This window comes from Aliihoeflea sp. 2WW, assembly GCF_000497755.1.
GTDB lineage: Bacteria > Pseudomonadota > Alphaproteobacteria > Rhizobiales > Rhizobiaceae > Aliihoeflea.
This window is the reverse complement of the sequence record NZ_AYOD01000021.1, coordinates 98,575-115,937: the sequence shown is the minus strand read 5'-3', so window position 1 is coordinate 115,937 and position 17,363 is coordinate 98,575. Positions and strand designations below refer to the sequence as shown.

The window sequence follows — 17,363 nt, the reverse complement described above, 5'->3', positions numbered from 1 at the left end:
CGACCAAATTGGAAACATAACGAAAGTCGCAGAAACGCTATCGTTTGTGAGGTTTCCATGAAGCAGGCACGGGTTCTGACCGACGTCGAACTGAAGCGGCTCCTGGCAGTGATCGCGCTGAGCAAACACGCCGCGCGCAACCGGCTCGCCATCATGCTTTCGCATCTCGCTGGGTTGCGGGTAGGGGAGATTGCATCGCTACGGGTCGGCGATGTTATCGACAGCGATGGGCAGGTACGTGACCAGATCAGGTTGAGCGCGGCGGTCACGAAGGGCGGCCATGCGCGGGTTGTGTTCATCGGGGAGAAGCTGCGCCGAGAGATCGATCGCTTCCGAGCGGAATGGGAGAGGTCACCTATGATCAATACGCCTCTGCTCGTTACGCAGAAACAGACGGCTTTTTCCGCAAATACTCTTTGCCAGCTCATGTCCAAGTTGTACCGAGAGGCTGGCTTGAATGGCGCAAGCTCCCATAGCGGTCGTCGTTGGTTCATCACGAAGCTGGCACACGCTGGGGTCAGCCTGAAGGTGATCATGACTTTGGCGGGTCATAGAAATATGAGCACGACGCAACGATACGTGGAAGTTACGGACCGACACACGCGCGCGGCTGTGGAGCTGCTTTAAAGCCTAGCCCTGAACCAGCGTCCAAACCCGCTTCAGAGGAAGGTCCTTCTGGATGTCTTCGGGTAGGCGATCGTAAACGGAAACGAGCTGCGTGATCAGCTTGTCCGGATCCCATAGCCTGATCTTGAAGAAGTTCCGACGAGCTTCCTGATCCGCGCTGCTGGTAAAGCCACCCCATGCCACAATCAGCCCTAGATCCGCGCCGAACGTGCTAAGCACGCCTTGAAGCTCACGCACGACCTTCACGTCCAGCGCCTTATCCTGCGATTTAACTTGAACACACATACGAGGGGGTTCCAGTCCGAGCGAACCCCGTCCACATAGGATGTCGACGCCACCGTCAGCTCCTTCGTTGGTGCGGTCTGTGACAAACCCCTGCGCGATCAGTACGGCTTCTACAAGACGCTCCAGCTCATGGCCCCGGAATTTGCGGCTGATGTGATCTGTGATCTGATCAAGAGCCAGTCGTTCAAGATCGGGGTGGGTAACCTCTTCAGTCTCTGCATCCAACTCTTCGGCCGCTTTGGTGTCGAAGCCCAAGGCAAGGGTACGTCCGTCAAGAAATGCGCGGAATCGATCTTCGGCACGGTTTCGTCGAACCTGAAACACGGTCATGGCGCCACCAATAGAGTATCGCAGATCACTTTCGATGGACTGACGTGGAATATCCTTCTTGACCCATTCCACTGGGATCTGGTGGCGGCAGCCTGAAGGGGCGTCTTCAACGAAGCGGTAAGCGCCCAATGCGCGGCCAATGGCAACGGTTGAGGTGCGTTTACGGGGCAAGATGACGAGATCGCCAGGTTCTACCCGGTGGGAGAACGCCCAAAGCTGCGTCTCCCAGTTCTTGAGAGTGTTCTCAGCTTCATCTGGATAAACTTCAACAAGAAGGGGAAGTAGAGATTTTCGCTCCAACAGATTAGCCAGGTCGCCCACCTCATCCCATCCCACTACCGCCATGTCATTGGCTATGGCGTAAGGTTCTTGCTCACCATGGCCGCCCGCCCTTATCACCCATACCGCCATCAAAATCTCTCATTTTTACTATCAAATTGATGGATGACTGCTTATCGGCCATCTTTGCGTAATGCTATGTTGGTACTACAGCCGTTGGTCAATCTTTTTAAAAGATTTGCTGCGCAAATATTTTGCCGATGTCCCCGTTTCGTTGTCCTGCAGGTTTCTTTCCGCCATGTCTCACACTCGGACCGCGTCTCCCCACGCGCTTCTCAACTCAGTCTTTGAAGGGACGCGTGCTCGGCAGGTGCTGAGATCTCGCAGCGTCCTTCGTGGCATGGAGAGGCGTTCTCAGGAGAGCAGCGCCACAATACTTCTGGATCACCTTTATGCCCTCCATCAGGTGGCTCGACGCGATCATATTAATCGACGAGTGGAGGATAGAAACGCGAAGCCTACGAGAGCGTACAATGGCAAGCGGGGCCAAAAGCCTCAGACGGCTCCAGAATATGTCAAAACCATTTCGGCTATGAGCGATGAAGATCTATTTGTCGCGAAGCTCAGTACTTTTTGGGACGATGAAGCAGTCGTTGCATTAAGCCCTGTAGCGACCCTTTGGGGCAAGATCCGCCTGCAGGATCAGCTGGATCAACTTCTCCACGACGGAATGCTGCCTCACGAACGCAGAGTGACGCACTTGTTGGAGCAGCATCTCGGGGAACCTCTGCCCGCGCTGGTCGCCCATGAAACACTCAATGTGTACCGTGCCCTATCGCAGTGGGAGCAATTTGACGTTTTGCACGGCTTCCACGAAAAGCTTCGGATAGTTCCGGCCGAGACCCGAAGCAAGAAATTCATCGAGGCGCATGAGCGATGGACGGAGCGATGTTTGGATCAGGCGACCGCAGCCTGGGCAGCCCTTGTCCACGAGATGAAAGGGTTTTCTCCTGCCGATCTGCGATTGGCCGAGCGCCACTACCTTGTGCACAAGCTGCCGCCTCTTCCAAACAAGCCGTACGTTCAAACGAGAGCCGCACGTATCGTGATCGCGATGGTCGCATGTAGCTCAGTTCAAGGGACCCGCCGCAACCTCCATCTCAACAACGAATTGGCCGGGAAGGTGGCAGCACGTCTGGATCGTCATCTCCGGCCGAAACTCGTAAAGAAGCAAACGAAATAGAATCCTGTTCAATGCACTAAACGATTGATTTGAAACAGGAAAGAGGCCTGTATCTTTTTTCAGGATTGGTAAGGTAGCTGCGGCTGAACGCGGGACTATCGGGACGTCGATAACGACACGACGACCCGATAGGAGCCACTATGTCGACCGAAAATACCGAACTCGCCACCACAACCGAAACTTCACCCGACGCGAAACTTGCACAGCAAGCAACATCTATTGAGATCCCCCAGGAGGAGGCTAGCCACACGGATGTTATTGAACCCATCTCGGGGGTAATTCCTGAGGATTTGGATTGGGCGGAGTGGGCCCACGAACGACGCGATCTCGGGCAGGAAAGCCAAGATGACTACGTCAGCTCCGACGAGAAGCTGCGTCTGGCGGTAAGCTACCTCGCTCTTGAGATCGCCTATCGGCCTGATCACGACTGGAAGGCCGAAGCGATGGATGCGGGCGTCACCATTCCGAAGAGCAAGCATCCTTGCATGCCTGCAACGGCCGCCACTTTCGGAGCCAACACCATCGGCCAAACGGGGCGGCACGATCTGGCGACCTTCCTCGACCGGACTGCGCTTGCAGTCGAGAATTTGACGGCAGCGATCCAGTCGGATCCGGTCAGCTATCCGGTCTCGTCGGTCGGAGTGATGGCCCTGGAGGGCGTCATCAAGCAGCGAGGCGGTCTCACGAAAATGGCAGCTGAGCAGCGCAAGAACAATAAGGCAAAGAGGAAGCCGCGACCGCAGCGCGAGGCGCAGATTGCGCTGGATCCGGAATTGAGCCGTGAGGTTCATCTGGAAAAGGCGCGGGCGGTTGTCTTTGGCGATGGATCCGCTGACGACGTTCAGGTCGCATTTGTTGCTCATGATGGCGCTGCGCCGACCCTGCGCGCAACTGTTCCTGCAACGCAGACGCAGATTGATACTCTGCTGCTGTCCGTCGATGTCGTCGATCCTGTCATTGCGCAGGTCGGCGAGTTGCTCGAAGCCAGCGAGATGGTGGCCGAAGAGGACACGGAACTTCTGAAGGACGGACTGGACGATCCCGAGGACCCAGAGAAGGGGGTTCGGGTCGCCCATAGGCAGATTGTGTTCGAAGACGGCGAGCCTGTGACGATTTCCCCCATTCTCGTGCATTCGTCGGTGGTCGTTCTTGCTGACCCTGTGGACGAAATCTTTCCGCATCCTCTTGGCAGGCGCTGTCATCTGCGCACCCGGGAGCGGCGGATCATGGATGCCAACATTGCAGACCCGCAGCGGCGTCACGTGTTCCAGGGGGAGTGGCAGGAGGCTGGCGTCACCAATGGCGTGGTCCGTCTCGTCGTCACGACCCGTGCCGCAGCCGATCCAGCTGACCGAGATAGGAACGTCGGATGTTTGGTTGAACCTTTGCAGTCTGCCCAGGGCAACCTTCCGCTGACCGTCCATCCGGATCGGTTCAACGCGCAGTGCGAAGGTGAGATGTCTTTACGCACGTGGCGGTCTCGTCACAACGAGTTCATTGCCAAGGTCGCCAAGGGTAAGGCGAAGCAGGCAAAGGCTAAGCAGGACCACCATTTTTCGGGCGACCGCTGGAATATCTCGGCAGGTAAGAAGGACGACGAACGAGATGCAAGCGGAAAGGGGACTGCTGTCTCCGTGTCCCTGATGGAAGGGGATTTTGCGCGCGTCAGTTCGGTGATCGCCGCGCTTCCCGTGATCTCCGCGATCCGGTACGCGGCGGATCGAAATGCTGGTCTGAGGCTCGCCTTCAGCACCTCGCGGTTCAATTACGAGGTGTATGTGCCGTCCCGTACGACCGCCGCCGACAGGAACGCGTCATTGTTCAGCGTTTTTGAGAACGCCGAATAGACCTTCGGCCTCGGGGCGCGTACCGCGCGCGCCCCAGCTACTTCCTTTCTAGCACCATGGATGAATTAGATGACCATCGATCTCACGATCGGCATGGAGGACCATGCCGTTTTCACGCCTGCCCTGAATTCGAATTTCGCTCGGTTCGCGGCAGGAAACTCAACCAACCAACACCGCGCGCTTCCCAATGGCGGCAGTGCCGCGCAACTGAACTATCTCGACCGCACAAGCCCGTTCTTTCACTATCATGCTGGCCTCTATAGCGCAGCCTTCGGCGTCTATGACAATGCCCCGACTGTCGTGTCTCGGCGGGACCGTCGTCGCACCATCATGATCGGGGACAGCGGCGGTTATTCGGCAATCAGCGGAGCACTTTCCGAACCGTTCTCAGCTTTTCGCAGAAAGTCACTGAACTGGCTTGAAGCGCAATGTGACGTCGGCCTGATCTTGGATGATCCCACGCGCTCGCTGGACGTGGCTGGCGGGACATCCAAGAGATTTCAAGATTGTCTCGATACCACGATTGAAAGCATCAAGTTCGCAATCGACCATCGGTCGTCAGATGACCTCCGCCTGCTGACCGTGATGCAGGGTCGCAATGCGAAGGAGGCTCAGATTTGGGCCGCAGCCGTGGAGCCGTATCAGCGTCATTTCGAGGGCGTTGCCCTTGCAGGCGACACCAAGCTTGATCTGGCGTTGTGGTGCAAGCAGCTCATCGGGATGCGCGATGCGGGCGTGTTGGACCGTCTTGGGTGGATCCATGTTCTAGGCACAACCCGGCCCGGTTTCGGTGTCATGCTGACGGGTCTCCAAAGAGCGCTGCGCAAGCACATGAACGCGTCGATCACGATCAGCTACGACAGTTCTCTGGCGTTCCGTATCGTGCAGGCGAACAAGCAGATTACCACGGGCATCGCCTACGACCGCGAGCAGATGAACTTCCTCCGCTATCAGTTTCCAGATCACTGGTCTGGCTTAGATCGGAATGCCCGATTTCCGTTTTCGAGCCCACTTGGCGACATCTGCCGTATCGGTGATTTCAATCCGGCGAACCATAACAGCGTGACGGGATGGGACACGCTGGGCCTGCAGATGCTCACCAATCACGAGGTCTTCAAGGAGCTAACAGCCCTTCGCGAGGCAAATCTCCTCGCACTGGCCGAAGCCACTGACCGTGGGCAGACACCTTGGCACATTCGCAAGGCATGGGAGGGCTTTGACAAGATATTCGGCAGCACGACGCCCATGGCCGAGATCACCAAGTACAAGCGCTTCCTCGCGCACTATGCGGGTGGAAGTGCGGTCATGGACGACGACGCGCGCTGATAGCGCTCGTCGATCCAAAAATTGGAGCTTCCCATGCCGATCATTGACCACAACTATGGCCGCATTCCCGTGGCCTTTCCCGACGCGCCCTATGCCAGCAACGGCATGTTCGTTGCTTATATTGTCAGCTATCTTCCTGATAGCCCTGAGCATCGCGCTGTCCGAAGGATCAACCTGCGCAAGCAATTGCGTTGGTGGCGATTAATGACGGACGTTGCCGTCACGGTGTTGGCTTCCGGTTGGACGGCGCAAGAAGTTGCCGCTGAGGGAGAATTGAAGCTTCTCTTGGCGAGAGGAGGGCGGGTTATCTCGATCCCCGGCCAGTCTCTAATCGAGAACCGCATCGTCTGCCTGAGCCTGTTCTATGACAGTGATGTGCCTTGGGGCATCATGATGGACGACGATGCCATTCTCTATCATAGCCCCCGCCATAACAGCGGAGGCGCATTCTTCAGCGAAATGGCCGCGAATGGTGCCGCCGCCTATGGCGACGTTGATGTGTTTTACCCCATAAACCCTGCGAAGCTGCCGGGACAGAACCAGATTTGGGCTGAAGCGCCTGCGTTCTATCAGACGCGTCATGTCTTCGAAGCCAACTACGATCTAAAGGGAAGCCTGTTCGTGGTCAGGAATTTTCGGTTGGACGGGCGTAAGGCGGTGCTGCCGCCGCCCGATCACACCCTTCACGGCGAAGATACGCTTTTCGCGATCGAGGCAGTTGCCAATGGTTGTACAGTCTATCGCTGCGAGAACATGGTGCTGAAGGAGTTTTCTGGACCCAGCCATTTCAAGCACGCGCCGGAAGTCATGAAGGTGGGCAATGAAGCCATCGCGGCCCGATATGCCGCGCAAGGCCTACGCATGCATGGCGAAGGGAAGCGTTCCCACCTCCTGGATCGGACGAAGTTCGTGGAACTGCATCTGCGCGGGCGGCCACGACGGGTCGTGGTTACGAAGCCGGACCAGGCGTGATTAGTTCAAGTGGCAGCGTTTGCCGTGGGTAGGCTGGTCCGTGATGGAACGGCTGGAGATGTGGTTGCGGAGGTCTTCCAGTAATCCGCAGATCCTTGGCTGGCCGTCCAGAAGCGTCATGAGCCGCCATTCAAGAGCTACCAAAGTTCCCAAACCCGGCTCTCGGCCAGCCGCAATGAGATGCGAATAGTATCTGGCACTTCTCCCCAGCCAGAAACGCGAAAACTCCACTTGCGAGTTGGCATAGCCGAGCTTGTTGAGGGTCTCGTAGATTGTGCGAATGTCCATGGCCACCTCCATATGCGTGAACGCTAATATTTATGCCGGCCTGCTTTATAAATAGCAGGGCAAAATATGGAGGTATTGGCGATGAAAACATTAGATGAATTGCGCGCGGAGCTGGTCCGCACCGGACAACTCGATCCACGGGACTTGCGACGGATCCGGTGGCTGTCGCCGGGACGGCACGAGCACAATGAGAGGATCATGGATGCTCTCGGTTGGGGTCATGACCTGTCTTCTCGGATGCGAGAGTGCGGAGAGGTCGATGCGCACAACAACATGCGCTACTGCCGCATCCCGCATTGCTCGCGCTGCTCGATGGTGCGCCGGGGCAAGGAAACAAAAAAGGCGATCCGCGAGAGCTTCCTGGGTGTGCCGAATGAGCGATTGGCATTCGTCACGATCCTGCTGCCAGTGACGTCGCAACTTGGCTTGGTCGCCGACCTCATGAAGCGCGAGAAGCGGCGCCTGATCAATCTTCTAAAAAGAAAGCGCCGCCAGGACAGCCGCTGGAATGGCGTCCACATGACGGGGTTCTGGGAGATAGACCGCATTGACGCGTTGGACCTTCCCAAGCTCAGCCAGCAGAAGCAGCGGGCTCTCGGGGAGTTGGGAGCGCCAGTGCTGGCAATGGCGGGTGGAACGATCTGGATTCCGCATGTGCATGTGATCGTGGACCTTGGCGGGGTGTCGTTGGATGAGCTTCGCAAAGCTCTTCGCGGAGACGGCCGGCGAACCGCGTATCAGCTGCACGTGCAGGGGTTTCGGGCAAACCTTCCCGTCAACGAGAACTTGAAGAAGGCGATCCGCTACTGCCTCAAGTTCCGGCTCGAACAAGACTATAAGGACGGCTATGGGTTGGACGTGACGCAGCTGGACGAAGACGACCAGCCCAGGCAACGCCAGTGGTGGCCGGACAAAGACATCGCCGCATACGTGGGTTGGGCCAAGCAGACGAAAGGCGGGTTCAGATGTCTTAGGTTTGAGATTGGTCGTGCAGGAGATGCACGCGGTGCGCATGATGCGAAGGTGAGAGCCTTTGAAGAGGACCGCATCAGCATGAGAGCGCGTCGCAAGGCACCCAAGCCGCTGAACGCTGAAGAGACTGACGAGGACTTTGAGCTTTGGCTTTCTTCGGAAGAAATAGATGTGTCTGTTTCTTTTAAAAAGACAGATGCATGTGGGGGTGTTGCTGCTGGTGCGGGCTGTATGGGTCTTGGTGATGTTGGTCCTGATGAGGGTAGGTATAAAGAACCGTTACTAGATACGAACTGGCTGCCGGATAGCTGCCTTGAGCTGCTCCCAGTGTACATATGTGATCCAGAACGAAAGAACGTCATCTGAAAATGGCTCTTTTCGTAGGCGAGCTTTCGGGTAATTATCTCTTGCGGCGTCAAGCAGGAGGTAACCATGTCTTTGCAGGTTTACACCTTCCGCCCGAACTGGGGATTGCCAGCGGGCGGGCCGTTCGACTTGAAGCTTCTGTCGTGGCTCAATCTGGCCGGCATACCATACGAGCAGAAATTCGAGGACGACACGCGTAAGGCACCCAAGAAGAAGAACCCATGGGTGTTGCTGGACGGTGAGCCAATGGGGGATACCGAGCTCATCATTGATCTGCTTTCCCGCCGACACGGAATTGATCTCGACGCTGGCTTATCGCCGGCTCAAAAAGCTGTGGGCCATGCGTGGCGGCGTGCGTTCGAAGAGCATTTCCATCAGGTCTTGGAATGGGAACTGCTCGTTCACCAGGCAGGCGCTCAATTCATGAAGGCGGACATGCGCGCAACCATGCCGCCAGTGATTGGACCCGTCGTCTTCACGATGATGCAGTCACATATGCGCAAGCAACTCTACGCTCGCGGTATTGGACGGCACTCGCCGGACGTGATCGCGGCAAAGGGAAAAGCCGACATCGACGCGTTTGCCGCCTATCTCGGCGACCGGCCGTTTATGTTCGGCGATCAACCAAGATCGTATGACGCCGCGGTCTTTGGGCTTCTCGCGCCAACTGTCTATTGGCCCATGCAAACCCCGGTTGCGCAACACGCGCGAAGCGTCGGCGCTATCAAAGCCTATTGCGACCGGATGAAAGAGCGGTGCTTTGAGGATGTCGCAGCTACGAGGTTGAAGACAGGCTGAGAACGGCGCAATTTTCCAACGTCCCGAATGACCGATCCATTGTGACCAGTTCAGCCGTGCCGCCAGGCACGATCGCTTGATCTGCCCGTGGATCGTTTGACCATCTGCCCACCGTCTGCAAGGTTCGATTGAGGCCGTTCTCGTCTCGGCACTGAAGCAGCAGATTGCTGATTGTCTGGTCGCTGCGGTTAGTGATCGTGAAGATGTGCCGGTAGTGGTTGCGATCATAGCTGATGGCAATCTCCACGGGCAGGGCAGGGCGCTCCATAAACTGCGCATATTTGAGCCTGCATCGGGTCAGTTCGGGATGAGCGCGACGCAGGCGCACTTCCTGCGACGAGATTACGGGTTTGGTCGTGCTTTCGCCTTCGCCGAGATAGCCGTTGGCGACCCCGTAGCTGTAGGCGCGCTCGATCGGATCGCCGTTGTCAAAGCGAAGCTGGCACTGCACCACAGCATTGCGTAGCCAATCTCGGCTGCGGTTGGTCACGGTGGCCCATATCTCGGAACGGCCGCGCACCTGCGTGGTGATGCTGACGGCCGTGGGGTCGGTCAGCGTGTAGTGGCGTCCCTGGGGCAGAATGACCGATCGGAAGCTCAACGCCTCATTGGCGATGACGACGGCAACGAAGATGGCAAACCAGCTCGTCATCCAGCCGACCGCTCCGCCGAACACGACCCTGGCGAGGAAAATGGCGACGGCGACTGCACCGAACAGGACGATGAGTATGACAGCTTCAGCGAGCCAGGGGGTGGTCAGCGCGGTGCCCTGATGTTTGGCGGCGAGCGCCAAGCCCGCGATCGCCACAAGCAGCTCGAGCCGGATCAGCTGGGCGAGGGGCATGGCGAGGATGTTCGCAACTGAAGTCGGACAATGCTTCTGCGGCACCAATCCAGCGTCAAAGAGCGCCGCCAAGCGCCATCCTGCATGCGGGGTGCATCATGGCTGGGAAGGCGCTTGTTGACGCTCTTTGAAGCTGATGCTGCGCATGACAAGCGCTGTCGGTCGTCAATGCGGTTGGTGGCCATCATCGCGCATATCCGCGTCGTAGCGATCGCAAAGGTCAACGTTCGCACGCATGATCATGTGCGAAGCACGGTTGAGCGCGTTTATGGCGACGGCAACATTGCCAGAAATGAGCACTTTGTGGTCAGGCGCAATGCGGGCATCGATGAGGCTCTGGGCAATCGTTTTTTGGACGTCACCCAGCATGGTAATGCCCGAGAGCATGCGCGCGAACAAAACGGTCTGGTCGACCAGCATCTGGTCGACCTCGTTGCGGCTATCGCTCATGCCTTGGCCTTGCGCAGCTGTTCGCCACGCGCATTGGCGGCAGCTGCCAGCTGTGCATCGAGTTCGCCATCCTGTACAGCCGCGATCAACTGGTCGATCAGAGCCGGGAGGGTTTTGAAATCGGCGACCTCGACGGCGTTCTTATCCTTGGCGAGTTCGATCGGCCGGCCCGCGTAGCGCAGCGAGAAATAGGATTTGCCAGCTGCATCCTGAAACCAGCCCGGCCGCAGCCGCTTGGGCTTTTCCACCTGGACGCGTTCGCCCGCTTCGTTCTTGCGCCACACCATCTGCGTGGGTGCATAATGGTTGCCGGCGATCTTGGCCTCTGCCGCTGCCTTCTGTTCCGTGAGAGCCGCCACGACCTTGTCACGCGTACGCTGAACGGGATCGGCGTTCGCACGAGCCGGCTGAGCGGCTGCCAGCTTGAGCGCTTTGAGATGAGACATGCTGAAGTCCTCCTAAACATCGTTTCCGATGTCCGGACTACAGCCGGGATGCCAAAGGGCAACCTCTCGTCTGCCAAGTGGAAACGCGCACTCGGCAAAATAGACCTAACCAATCAGTCTAGTTGTAGCGGCGCCGAATTTCAGCAATCCTGGAACGTCGCTTGTTCTGGTGAGCGAGGTGTGTGATGCGGGGAAATCAACTGCCAGCGCTGCTGTATGGTCTCGTTGTTCTGCTTTTGGCGCTGTTCGGCGCGCGCTATCTTCTCGCAATGGATTTGGCTTCTCACCACGCTGCTGCGCTGTCTATATCTCAGCCGCTTGCCCCAGGTGACTGGGCCGTGTTCCGTGCGCTCTACGCGATGATGGGCGTGGCGATGTTGGGTTTGGCCGCATTGCTGGCCGTCATCGTCATTGTTCCCTTCAGGCGCGGAGAAAGGTGGGCTCGAAACACTTTGACGACAGTTTCGGTTGGATTCAGTGTCGCCGCATTCGCCATTTTGTTGAACTACTATTTGGCGACGGCGCAGGCCAACGTCAGCGCAATGGTTGCCTGTTTGGTGGCAATTGCACTTGCCGTCGCGGCCCATCTCCTCTCGCAGAATGCCACTACGCCGGCTGCGCCGCCAGTGGGAGCAGCATGAGCTGTCAGGACGCACGGTCAACGAGCTCAAGACAGCATCGAACCTGAAAGCGATGGCAATTGCGGATGAGGCAGCCAGGGCCGTGTTCCAAGTGCGCAAGCTGGCAAGGAGGTTCGAAGGTTGCGGCACACGCCTTTTGACGGATCGGCGAAACCGTTCGCGATTGGACTTCGCCCGCTCGATCCGACCCTTCTCATCGAGGTAGATGAGGGGCTGGACGAGTATCTTGACGAGAAAGACCAGCTTCTCGCCAACAAATCAGAAGCCGTTTTCGTGGCGCGCGACGATACGAGGAATGCCCAGCGGGAAGCCTTGGACCTTATCGTCGGCAACCTTACAACCTACCATGGCAATACTCATCACTTCACGACCGGAAGCGCGAAAGTCGGAGGCCGTACCGTAAAATTAGAGGCTGACGATGATGCGCCTCTGAAAACTGCGGCTCGACTCGTACAGGAAGACTTGGTGCTTATGCGCCACTGCGGCGATGGTTGGCGGCTAGTTGCTGCCTGTCTGTGTTTCCCATCATCATGGTCGCTGAGCGAGAAGTTCGATCGCCCGCTCCCCGATATCCACGAACCGGTGCCACAATTCGGGCGAGGCACGCGCATGGCACAACTCATCGCGCGCATCTTTGACCAGATGCAAGTCTGCCAGCCGGTAGAACGCTTCAACTGGTCGCTACAGTACAATCCAGCCCGCTACCACCCGGCCATGCACGCCAAGAAGGTGGAGCGCGAGGACGGATCGGCTGGAGATCTGACGCCAAGTGAGGTCGCTCAGCGTGTCTTTATGCGTATCGAGCGTCAGACGCTGTGTAAACTCAAGGAGAGCGGCGACATTCTCTTCACGATCCGAATTTATCTTGATCCGTTAGCTTGCCTTGCAAGCCACCCCAAGCGCGCTGCGATAGCAGCCGGGTTCGTCAATCAAATTGAAGCACTGGATGAGCCGCAGCTCTACTACAAGGGCTTGTTGGCCGATCGCGATTTGATGATCCGTACCCTGCGTGAACTGGCCGTCACAGCGCCCGCTGCGCGAGAAGAATTAGAAACGTAGAAATAGCGAGTAATGAGCATACTTTTCGACCCGAACAGGAAAATAAACTAGCTAGACAAAAGAATTAATTATGAACCAGCATATCGATCTAGACCAAAATAATGTGGGAAGCGATTGCGTTGATGGTGCGCGGCCGTCTTCAACAATATCTTTTGTGCTTGATGGAATATGTCCATAGGCACATCCTATCTGAGCTCTAGCAAGGGCGTATTTCCTCATGGCAATGCGAAATGGGAGGTGAATATGAAGAAGTTCAAATCGACTGCACTATCATTCGTCATGCTCGCTGCTGTACCCCTTTCTGCCCATGCACAGGACCCAGAGGCGACGGCGAACGAAATCTCCGAAGCTTACAAGCAGGCTTTCAATGAGCAGTCTGCGGAAGGTATCGCCGAGCTCTACGCGGACGACGCGGTCGTTCTCCCGCCCAATGCGGACCGCGTTCAAGGCAAGGATGGAGTTGCTGAATGGCAAACAATGCAGTTCGAACAAATGGGCGCGAAAGACCTCGATCTGACCGTCGATGAGACGCGACAACTGGCTGACGCAATTTATCAGTCCGGAACTTACTCCATGACCGTGAATGGTCCGAATGGGGAGATGCCCGTAGCTGGCGATTGGCTTACTCTTGCCGAGCCTGGGCCGGACGGCAAATTCCTGATTACGCGTCACATTTACAACGTCGATATGCCGCAAGCGGCGCAGTAAATCCAATTAACGATCTGGGCGGCCGATCCGCTTGCGCGGGGTCGCCCAGCTCCCAGTCAGGTTCGATAGGCAGTTTCAGATCGCAAACGCTGTTCTGGGGGATGACTGCTTGGACGACGCAAGCCGCTCCAGCATGACCGACGTTCTGAAAGCTCTGAAGATTAGAGATCTTGAAGATCGGATGCCTCACTCGACCTGCCCTCGCACCGAAGATGGGGAAGGTATCCGAGATCGTAGCCAACATCGACGGCCCTGCCGAGGCTCCGGAACGGCGGAAATGCAGTGGAGGACGAAGCCTGTCATGCGCTATCTGCTAGGTCAACTCGCTCGATAGGAGGAGCCGAATGCCATCCGTGGTGATCATAGGAGCCGGCGTTGCTGGAAGCGCGCTCGCATTTGCACTCGCATCGCGCGGGATCGAAACAACGATGCTGGAGAAGAGCCGCTTTCACGTTGATCGCGTTCGAGGTGAATGGATAGCGCCCTGGGGCGTTCTGGAGGCGCGGCAACTCCGGTTGTACGACCGTCTTCTCCGGGCGGGAGCGCACCACGTCACCTGTCACCTCAGCTTTCCGGAGACCGGTTTGGGGGAACCTCTGCATTCGGACCTGTCGACGGTAGTCGAAGGAGTTCGGGGTCCTCTGACGATGCAGCACGTTCAGATCTGCAACGCCCTCAACGCAGCCGCGGTCGAGGCAGGCGCCCGTCTCCTCCGCGGCGTCGACAGATTGCAGTTCATCGGGAGCAAGCCCTCAAGGATCACCTTCACGCGGGACGGAGTGCGCCACGAAATGACCTGCGATCTCCTTGTGGGGGCGGATGGCCGCGGTTCTTCAGTCTGCCGTCAGTTGGGTATCCGGCGACTGTCCGATCCGCCCCGCTACTTGATAACCGGCCTACTGGTGGAGGAGGTCCAGGGCTGGCCGGACACTGCCCAAACGATAGGTACGGAAGGAGATGTCGTTTATTTTGTGTTCCCGCAGGGCGGCGGCAGATCGCGCCTCTATCTCGTATGCGCCAAAGCCCAGAAAGGCCGTTTCGCCGGAGCCGAAGGTGCGCGGAAGTTCCTTGAGGCGTTCCGGTTTGGAACCGTGGAAGGCAGTGAGGCGCTGGCCGCGGCTCGGCCTGACGGACCCTGCCGCGGCTACCCGAACGAAGACGTCTGGTCAACTGATCCTGCTGCCGAAGGAGCGGTCCTCATTGGCGACGCCGCCGGTCACAACGACCCGATCGCAGGGCAGGGCCTATCGATAGCGTTCAGGGACGCGCGCCTTGTCTCGGAAATACTCTCGTCGAGTTCCAGATGGGGACGCGCCGAATTTCAACCATACGTCCGGGAACGGCGGGAGCGGATGAGGCGCATGCGCTTCATGGGGAGGCTCATAGCAGAATGGCGTGCTGGATTCGACGAAGAAGGGACGCGTCGGCGGCACGCCGCCTTACTTAATCACCAGCGCGATCCAGAGGCAGTACTTCCTGCAGTCGCATCGCTTCTCGGCGTGCATACTCTCCCCGCCGAACTCTTTACGGCAGAAGCCCGCGACCGTTTTTTCGGGAGCAGAATGCAACCGTGGACGGACGAACTGGCTCCGCTGCAGGCTTGCTAGGCTATCCCGTTCGAGGAAAGGTCCAACCTGCTTCCCTCTGCTGCCATCGCTTCTGGAACAAGCGAAGCAGGATAACCAATTAGCTCAACAGCCATGGAGCGGCTTCGCGCAGGCTCACTTTCAGCATTTTTACTCGCCTTGTTCCTGCTGTGCGAACTAGTTAGCCGCTGCCGGACTTGCGTCGATATCTTCTATTGATTCGAGTCCGAGGGACGCCACGTGACTGAGGGGCAGCCGACCACCCCAAGGGTGGCCGGCAGTCCGTCTATGCCCGGCGGATCGTTCCAAGATTCGTTTGACGAAAATTGGACGACCGGCGCGTTGCTTCTAGCGGGGGCATCGAGTTTCGCGCCGGTCGCTGCAAGCGGCTTGAACAGCTTGCTCGATGATTATGCGCTGAAAACCGACAAGGAAATAGCCGCGCAGGCTTTGGATCGACCCACCGCGCTCGCGGCCTTCTATGCGTATAGCTGCAACAAAGCTTCAGGTGCGTCATTTGCCACGTTTAGCGCCTGCAGCGCCAATTGCTGCTGGACCTCAAGAGCGCGAAGTCTCACGGATGCTTCTTCCATATCCGCATCGACCAATTGACCAATTCCTCGATGGATGGCGTCAATGCGATAGGAGTTATTAGATGCCTGACCCTCAATCCGATTTTTCAGCGCGCCCAGAGTTGATCCAGCAGTAATCACACGCTTAAGCATCGCGTCGACGGCAGCAAGATAGGATGGCAAAAGATCGGGATTGCCGACGATATCGATATCCAAAACGCCGAAATTGGGGATCGGTTCAATATTGACGCCGATGCTAGTAAACCCGATTTGGCTCTTGCTCCCAGCTAGGCGGTCATTTCTGTCTGTATTGATAGAGATGGTGGTGGCCGTGGTCGCCGAAATCTCAAGGCCTGGCCGGCCGACAAGGTGTTCAATCAAAAGCGCCATATCCGTAGACGTTTCCACACGCCCATCGTCGCGGCCAAGGATCGAATTGATCGTCTCTTGGTCGAGAAAGTGGTCGGTTCGCTCGTCGTTGACCACAAACTGAAATTGTACCGCGACGTCGCGGTAGACTTTGAAGGGCTGAAAGCTCAGATTGATTGAATTGCCGCGCGATCCCCAATGCGTCGCGTCAACGAGACCTCCGCTCCCTGCGCTAGAATCGAAGTTCGATATTGAAACCTGCGAACCATCCAGACCGGAGCTTGGGTACACTCCGATACTGATGCGATTTTGAACGATGCCACCGTGACCATCGGATACAAAGTTCGCATAGCCACCAGTGCCGATCATGGCGGCGTTTAGGACAGAGCGAAATTGCTGAAAATTGGTGACGATACCTCCTGATCCGGGCAGGACGTCCTCGACCAACGATTGATCAATTGCGATGATGTTGGTGAGACCCGGATGATAAGGTGAATCTATGGGATGTGCTGGATTGTCGGCATCGACGGTCAGATCGAATTCCATGGTATTGCCGCCCGTGAAATCCAACGGGCCGACGAAATTGAAGCTGATCCGCGCACTAAACCCGATCCGATCATTAGAAGGCGAATAGCCTGTGGCCGTTGATGAAGACGTCAGCCGCATACCGCCGAGGGTCAGGGGACTGCGCGGATCGCGTTCCAAAATCCCCCCGCCATTGGCGTTGAAAAGCGACGTGGCTTGGAGATCGTGGATGATATGGCTGAGAGCCGGTCCCGAAGCCTCGCTCCTATAGGATGATAGAAAGGACTGAGACCTGTTCTCAATTCGGCCCTCCCAGATGTCTTCGACGTCAGTAAGTAGGAGGTTTACGCCGCCGACGGTTGCCGAAGACGCGACCGCTTGGGTCTGGGCGGCAAGTTGCGAAATCTCGCCCTGAATTGCCACATGATGATCGCTACTGGATGACGCTAAAACAAGTCGGTCACGGACGGCCGAAATGAGGTCTTTGGTCTGTCCAATCCCCGAATACGCGATGTCTACGATCGCTGCACCAAGTCCGAGGGCATCGTTCACGGCGGACAGTGCACCAACGGTCGATCGCATACTCACTGAAATGGACCAGTACGCGGCGTTGTCGGATGCTTGAGCCACGCGGAGCCCGGTCGCAATCGCGGATTGCTCCCGTGCCATGGCGCTGCTGAGGCTGCGGAGCGTTTGCAGGGCAGTCATGGCGGAAGAGTTGGTGAGTATGCTTGCCATGATCTTCTCCATGCACTGCAACCGGCAACTCGGTCTCAATACAACTCATGGTATGTCATGGTTAACGAGTGATGAATGAAAACTTCAACGGA

General features: G+C 57.3%; 17 protein-coding genes. 11 read left to right on the top strand and 6 right to left on the bottom strand.

Annotated features, from left to right (window positions below; translation table 11 throughout):
- The first annotated feature begins 57 nt into the window (after positions 1-57).
- Entirely contained in the window at positions 58-627 is a 570-nt protein-coding gene (locus tag ALII_RS0112295) for a site-specific integrase (RefSeq protein ID WP_024587610.1), read from the top strand.
- Positions 628-630: 3 nt separating this feature from the next.
- Here ALII_RS0112295 and ALII_RS0112290 read toward each other — a convergent pair whose 3' ends face one another.
- Entirely contained in the window at positions 631-1,653 is a 1,023-nt protein-coding gene (locus ALII_RS0112290) for a restriction endonuclease (RefSeq protein ID WP_024587609.1), read from the bottom strand.
- Positions 1,654-2,113: 460 nt separating this feature from the next.
- On the opposite strand from ALII_RS0112290, the gene ALII_RS0112280 reads away from it, so the two are divergent.
- The 4 genes from ALII_RS0112280 (at position 2,114) to ALII_RS0112265 (ending at position 6,909) form a co-directional block, all read left to right on the top strand.
- Positions 2,114-2,764: a hypothetical protein gene (locus ALII_RS0112280; RefSeq protein WP_024587608.1), complete on the top strand. Its 651-nt coding sequence runs from the start codon at positions 2,114-2,116 to the stop codon at positions 2,762-2,764.
- A gap of 140 nt (positions 2,765-2,904) precedes the next feature.
- On the top strand, positions 2,905-4,611 hold the full coding sequence (locus ALII_RS0112275; RefSeq protein WP_024587607.1) for a hypothetical protein: 1,707 nt from the start codon (positions 2,905-2,907) through the stop codon (positions 4,609-4,611).
- Positions 4,612-4,680: 69 nt separating this feature from the next.
- A complete protein-coding gene (locus ALII_RS0112270; RefSeq protein WP_024587606.1) occupies positions 4,681-5,937 on the top strand; it encodes a hypothetical protein in 1,257 nt (418 codons plus the stop codon).
- 33 nt (positions 5,938-5,970) lie between these two features.
- Positions 5,971-6,909 carry a hypothetical protein gene (locus ALII_RS0112265; RefSeq protein WP_024587605.1) on the top strand — a complete coding sequence of 313 codons (939 nt, stop codon included), beginning with the start codon at positions 5,971-5,973 and terminating at the stop codon, positions 6,907-6,909.
- Here the strand turns inward: ALII_RS0112265 and ALII_RS0112260 are convergent, their stop codons facing one another.
- Positions 6,910-7,197 (bottom strand): DUF6626 family protein, encoded by a 288-nt coding sequence (locus tag ALII_RS0112260; RefSeq protein WP_152529620.1) that lies wholly within the window; start codon positions 7,195-7,197, stop codon positions 6,910-6,912. It abuts the gene before it with no gap.
- 81 nt (positions 7,198-7,278) lie between these two features.
- Between ALII_RS0112260 and ALII_RS21665 the strand changes: the two genes are divergently transcribed.
- Together ALII_RS21665 and ALII_RS0112240 are read left to right on the top strand one after the other, a co-directional pair.
- On the top strand, positions 7,279-8,535 hold the full coding sequence (locus ALII_RS21665) for a hypothetical protein (RefSeq protein WP_152529619.1): 1,257 nt from the start codon (positions 7,279-7,281) through the stop codon (positions 8,533-8,535).
- Between the two features lie 66 nt (positions 8,536-8,601).
- Positions 8,602-9,333: a glutathione S-transferase family protein gene (locus ALII_RS0112240; RefSeq protein ID WP_024587600.1), complete on the top strand. Its 732-nt coding sequence runs from the start codon at positions 8,602-8,604 to the stop codon at positions 9,331-9,333.
- Here the strand turns inward: ALII_RS0112240 and ALII_RS0112235 are convergent.
- From ALII_RS0112235 to ALII_RS0112225, 3 genes are all read right to left on the bottom strand, one after another.
- Positions 9,311-10,249: a hypothetical protein gene (locus tag ALII_RS0112235; protein ID WP_152529618.1), complete on the bottom strand. Its 939-nt coding sequence runs from the start codon at positions 10,247-10,249 to the stop codon at positions 9,311-9,313. The genes ALII_RS0112240 and ALII_RS0112235 overlap by 23 nt on opposite strands.
- A gap of 93 nt (positions 10,250-10,342) precedes the next feature.
- The gene (locus tag ALII_RS0112230) at positions 10,343-10,627 is read right to left on the bottom strand and encodes a hypothetical protein (RefSeq protein WP_024587598.1); all 285 of its coding nucleotides are present in this window, start codon (positions 10,625-10,627) and stop codon (positions 10,343-10,345) included.
- Entirely contained in the window at positions 10,624-11,073 is a 450-nt protein-coding gene (locus ALII_RS0112225) for a DUF6641 family protein (protein ID WP_024587597.1), read from the bottom strand. The genes ALII_RS0112230 and ALII_RS0112225 overlap by 4 nt, the downstream gene beginning before the upstream one ends.
- A gap of 185 nt (positions 11,074-11,258) precedes the next feature.
- Between ALII_RS0112225 and ALII_RS0112220 the strand changes: the two genes are divergently transcribed.
- From ALII_RS0112220 to ALII_RS0112205, 4 genes are all read left to right on the top strand, one after another.
- Positions 11,259-11,714, top strand: a complete 456-nt coding sequence (locus ALII_RS0112220; RefSeq protein ID WP_024587596.1) for a hypothetical protein — start codon at positions 11,259-11,261, stop codon at positions 11,712-11,714.
- Positions 11,715-11,834: 120 nt separating this feature from the next.
- A complete protein-coding gene (locus ALII_RS0112215; RefSeq protein WP_024587595.1) occupies positions 11,835-12,773 on the top strand; it encodes a DUF3445 domain-containing protein in 939 nt (312 codons plus the stop codon).
- 243 nt (positions 12,774-13,016) lie between these two features.
- The gene (locus ALII_RS0112210; protein WP_024587594.1) at positions 13,017-13,481 is read left to right on the top strand and encodes an SgcJ/EcaC family oxidoreductase; all 465 of its coding nucleotides are present in this window, start codon (positions 13,017-13,019) and stop codon (positions 13,479-13,481) included.
- A 344-nt stretch (positions 13,482-13,825) separates the two neighbouring features.
- The gene (locus ALII_RS0112205) at positions 13,826-15,088 is read left to right on the top strand and encodes an NAD(P)/FAD-dependent oxidoreductase (RefSeq protein ID WP_024587593.1); all 1,263 of its coding nucleotides are present in this window, start codon (positions 13,826-13,828) and stop codon (positions 15,086-15,088) included.
- A gap of 458 nt (positions 15,089-15,546) precedes the next feature.
- Here ALII_RS0112205 and ALII_RS21270 read toward each other — a convergent pair whose 3' ends face one another.
- Complete coding sequence (locus ALII_RS21270) at positions 15,547-17,271, bottom strand: flagellin (protein ID WP_035449861.1); 1,725 nt, start codon at positions 17,269-17,271, stop codon at positions 15,547-15,549.
- Positions 17,272-17,363: the final 92 nt, after the last annotated feature.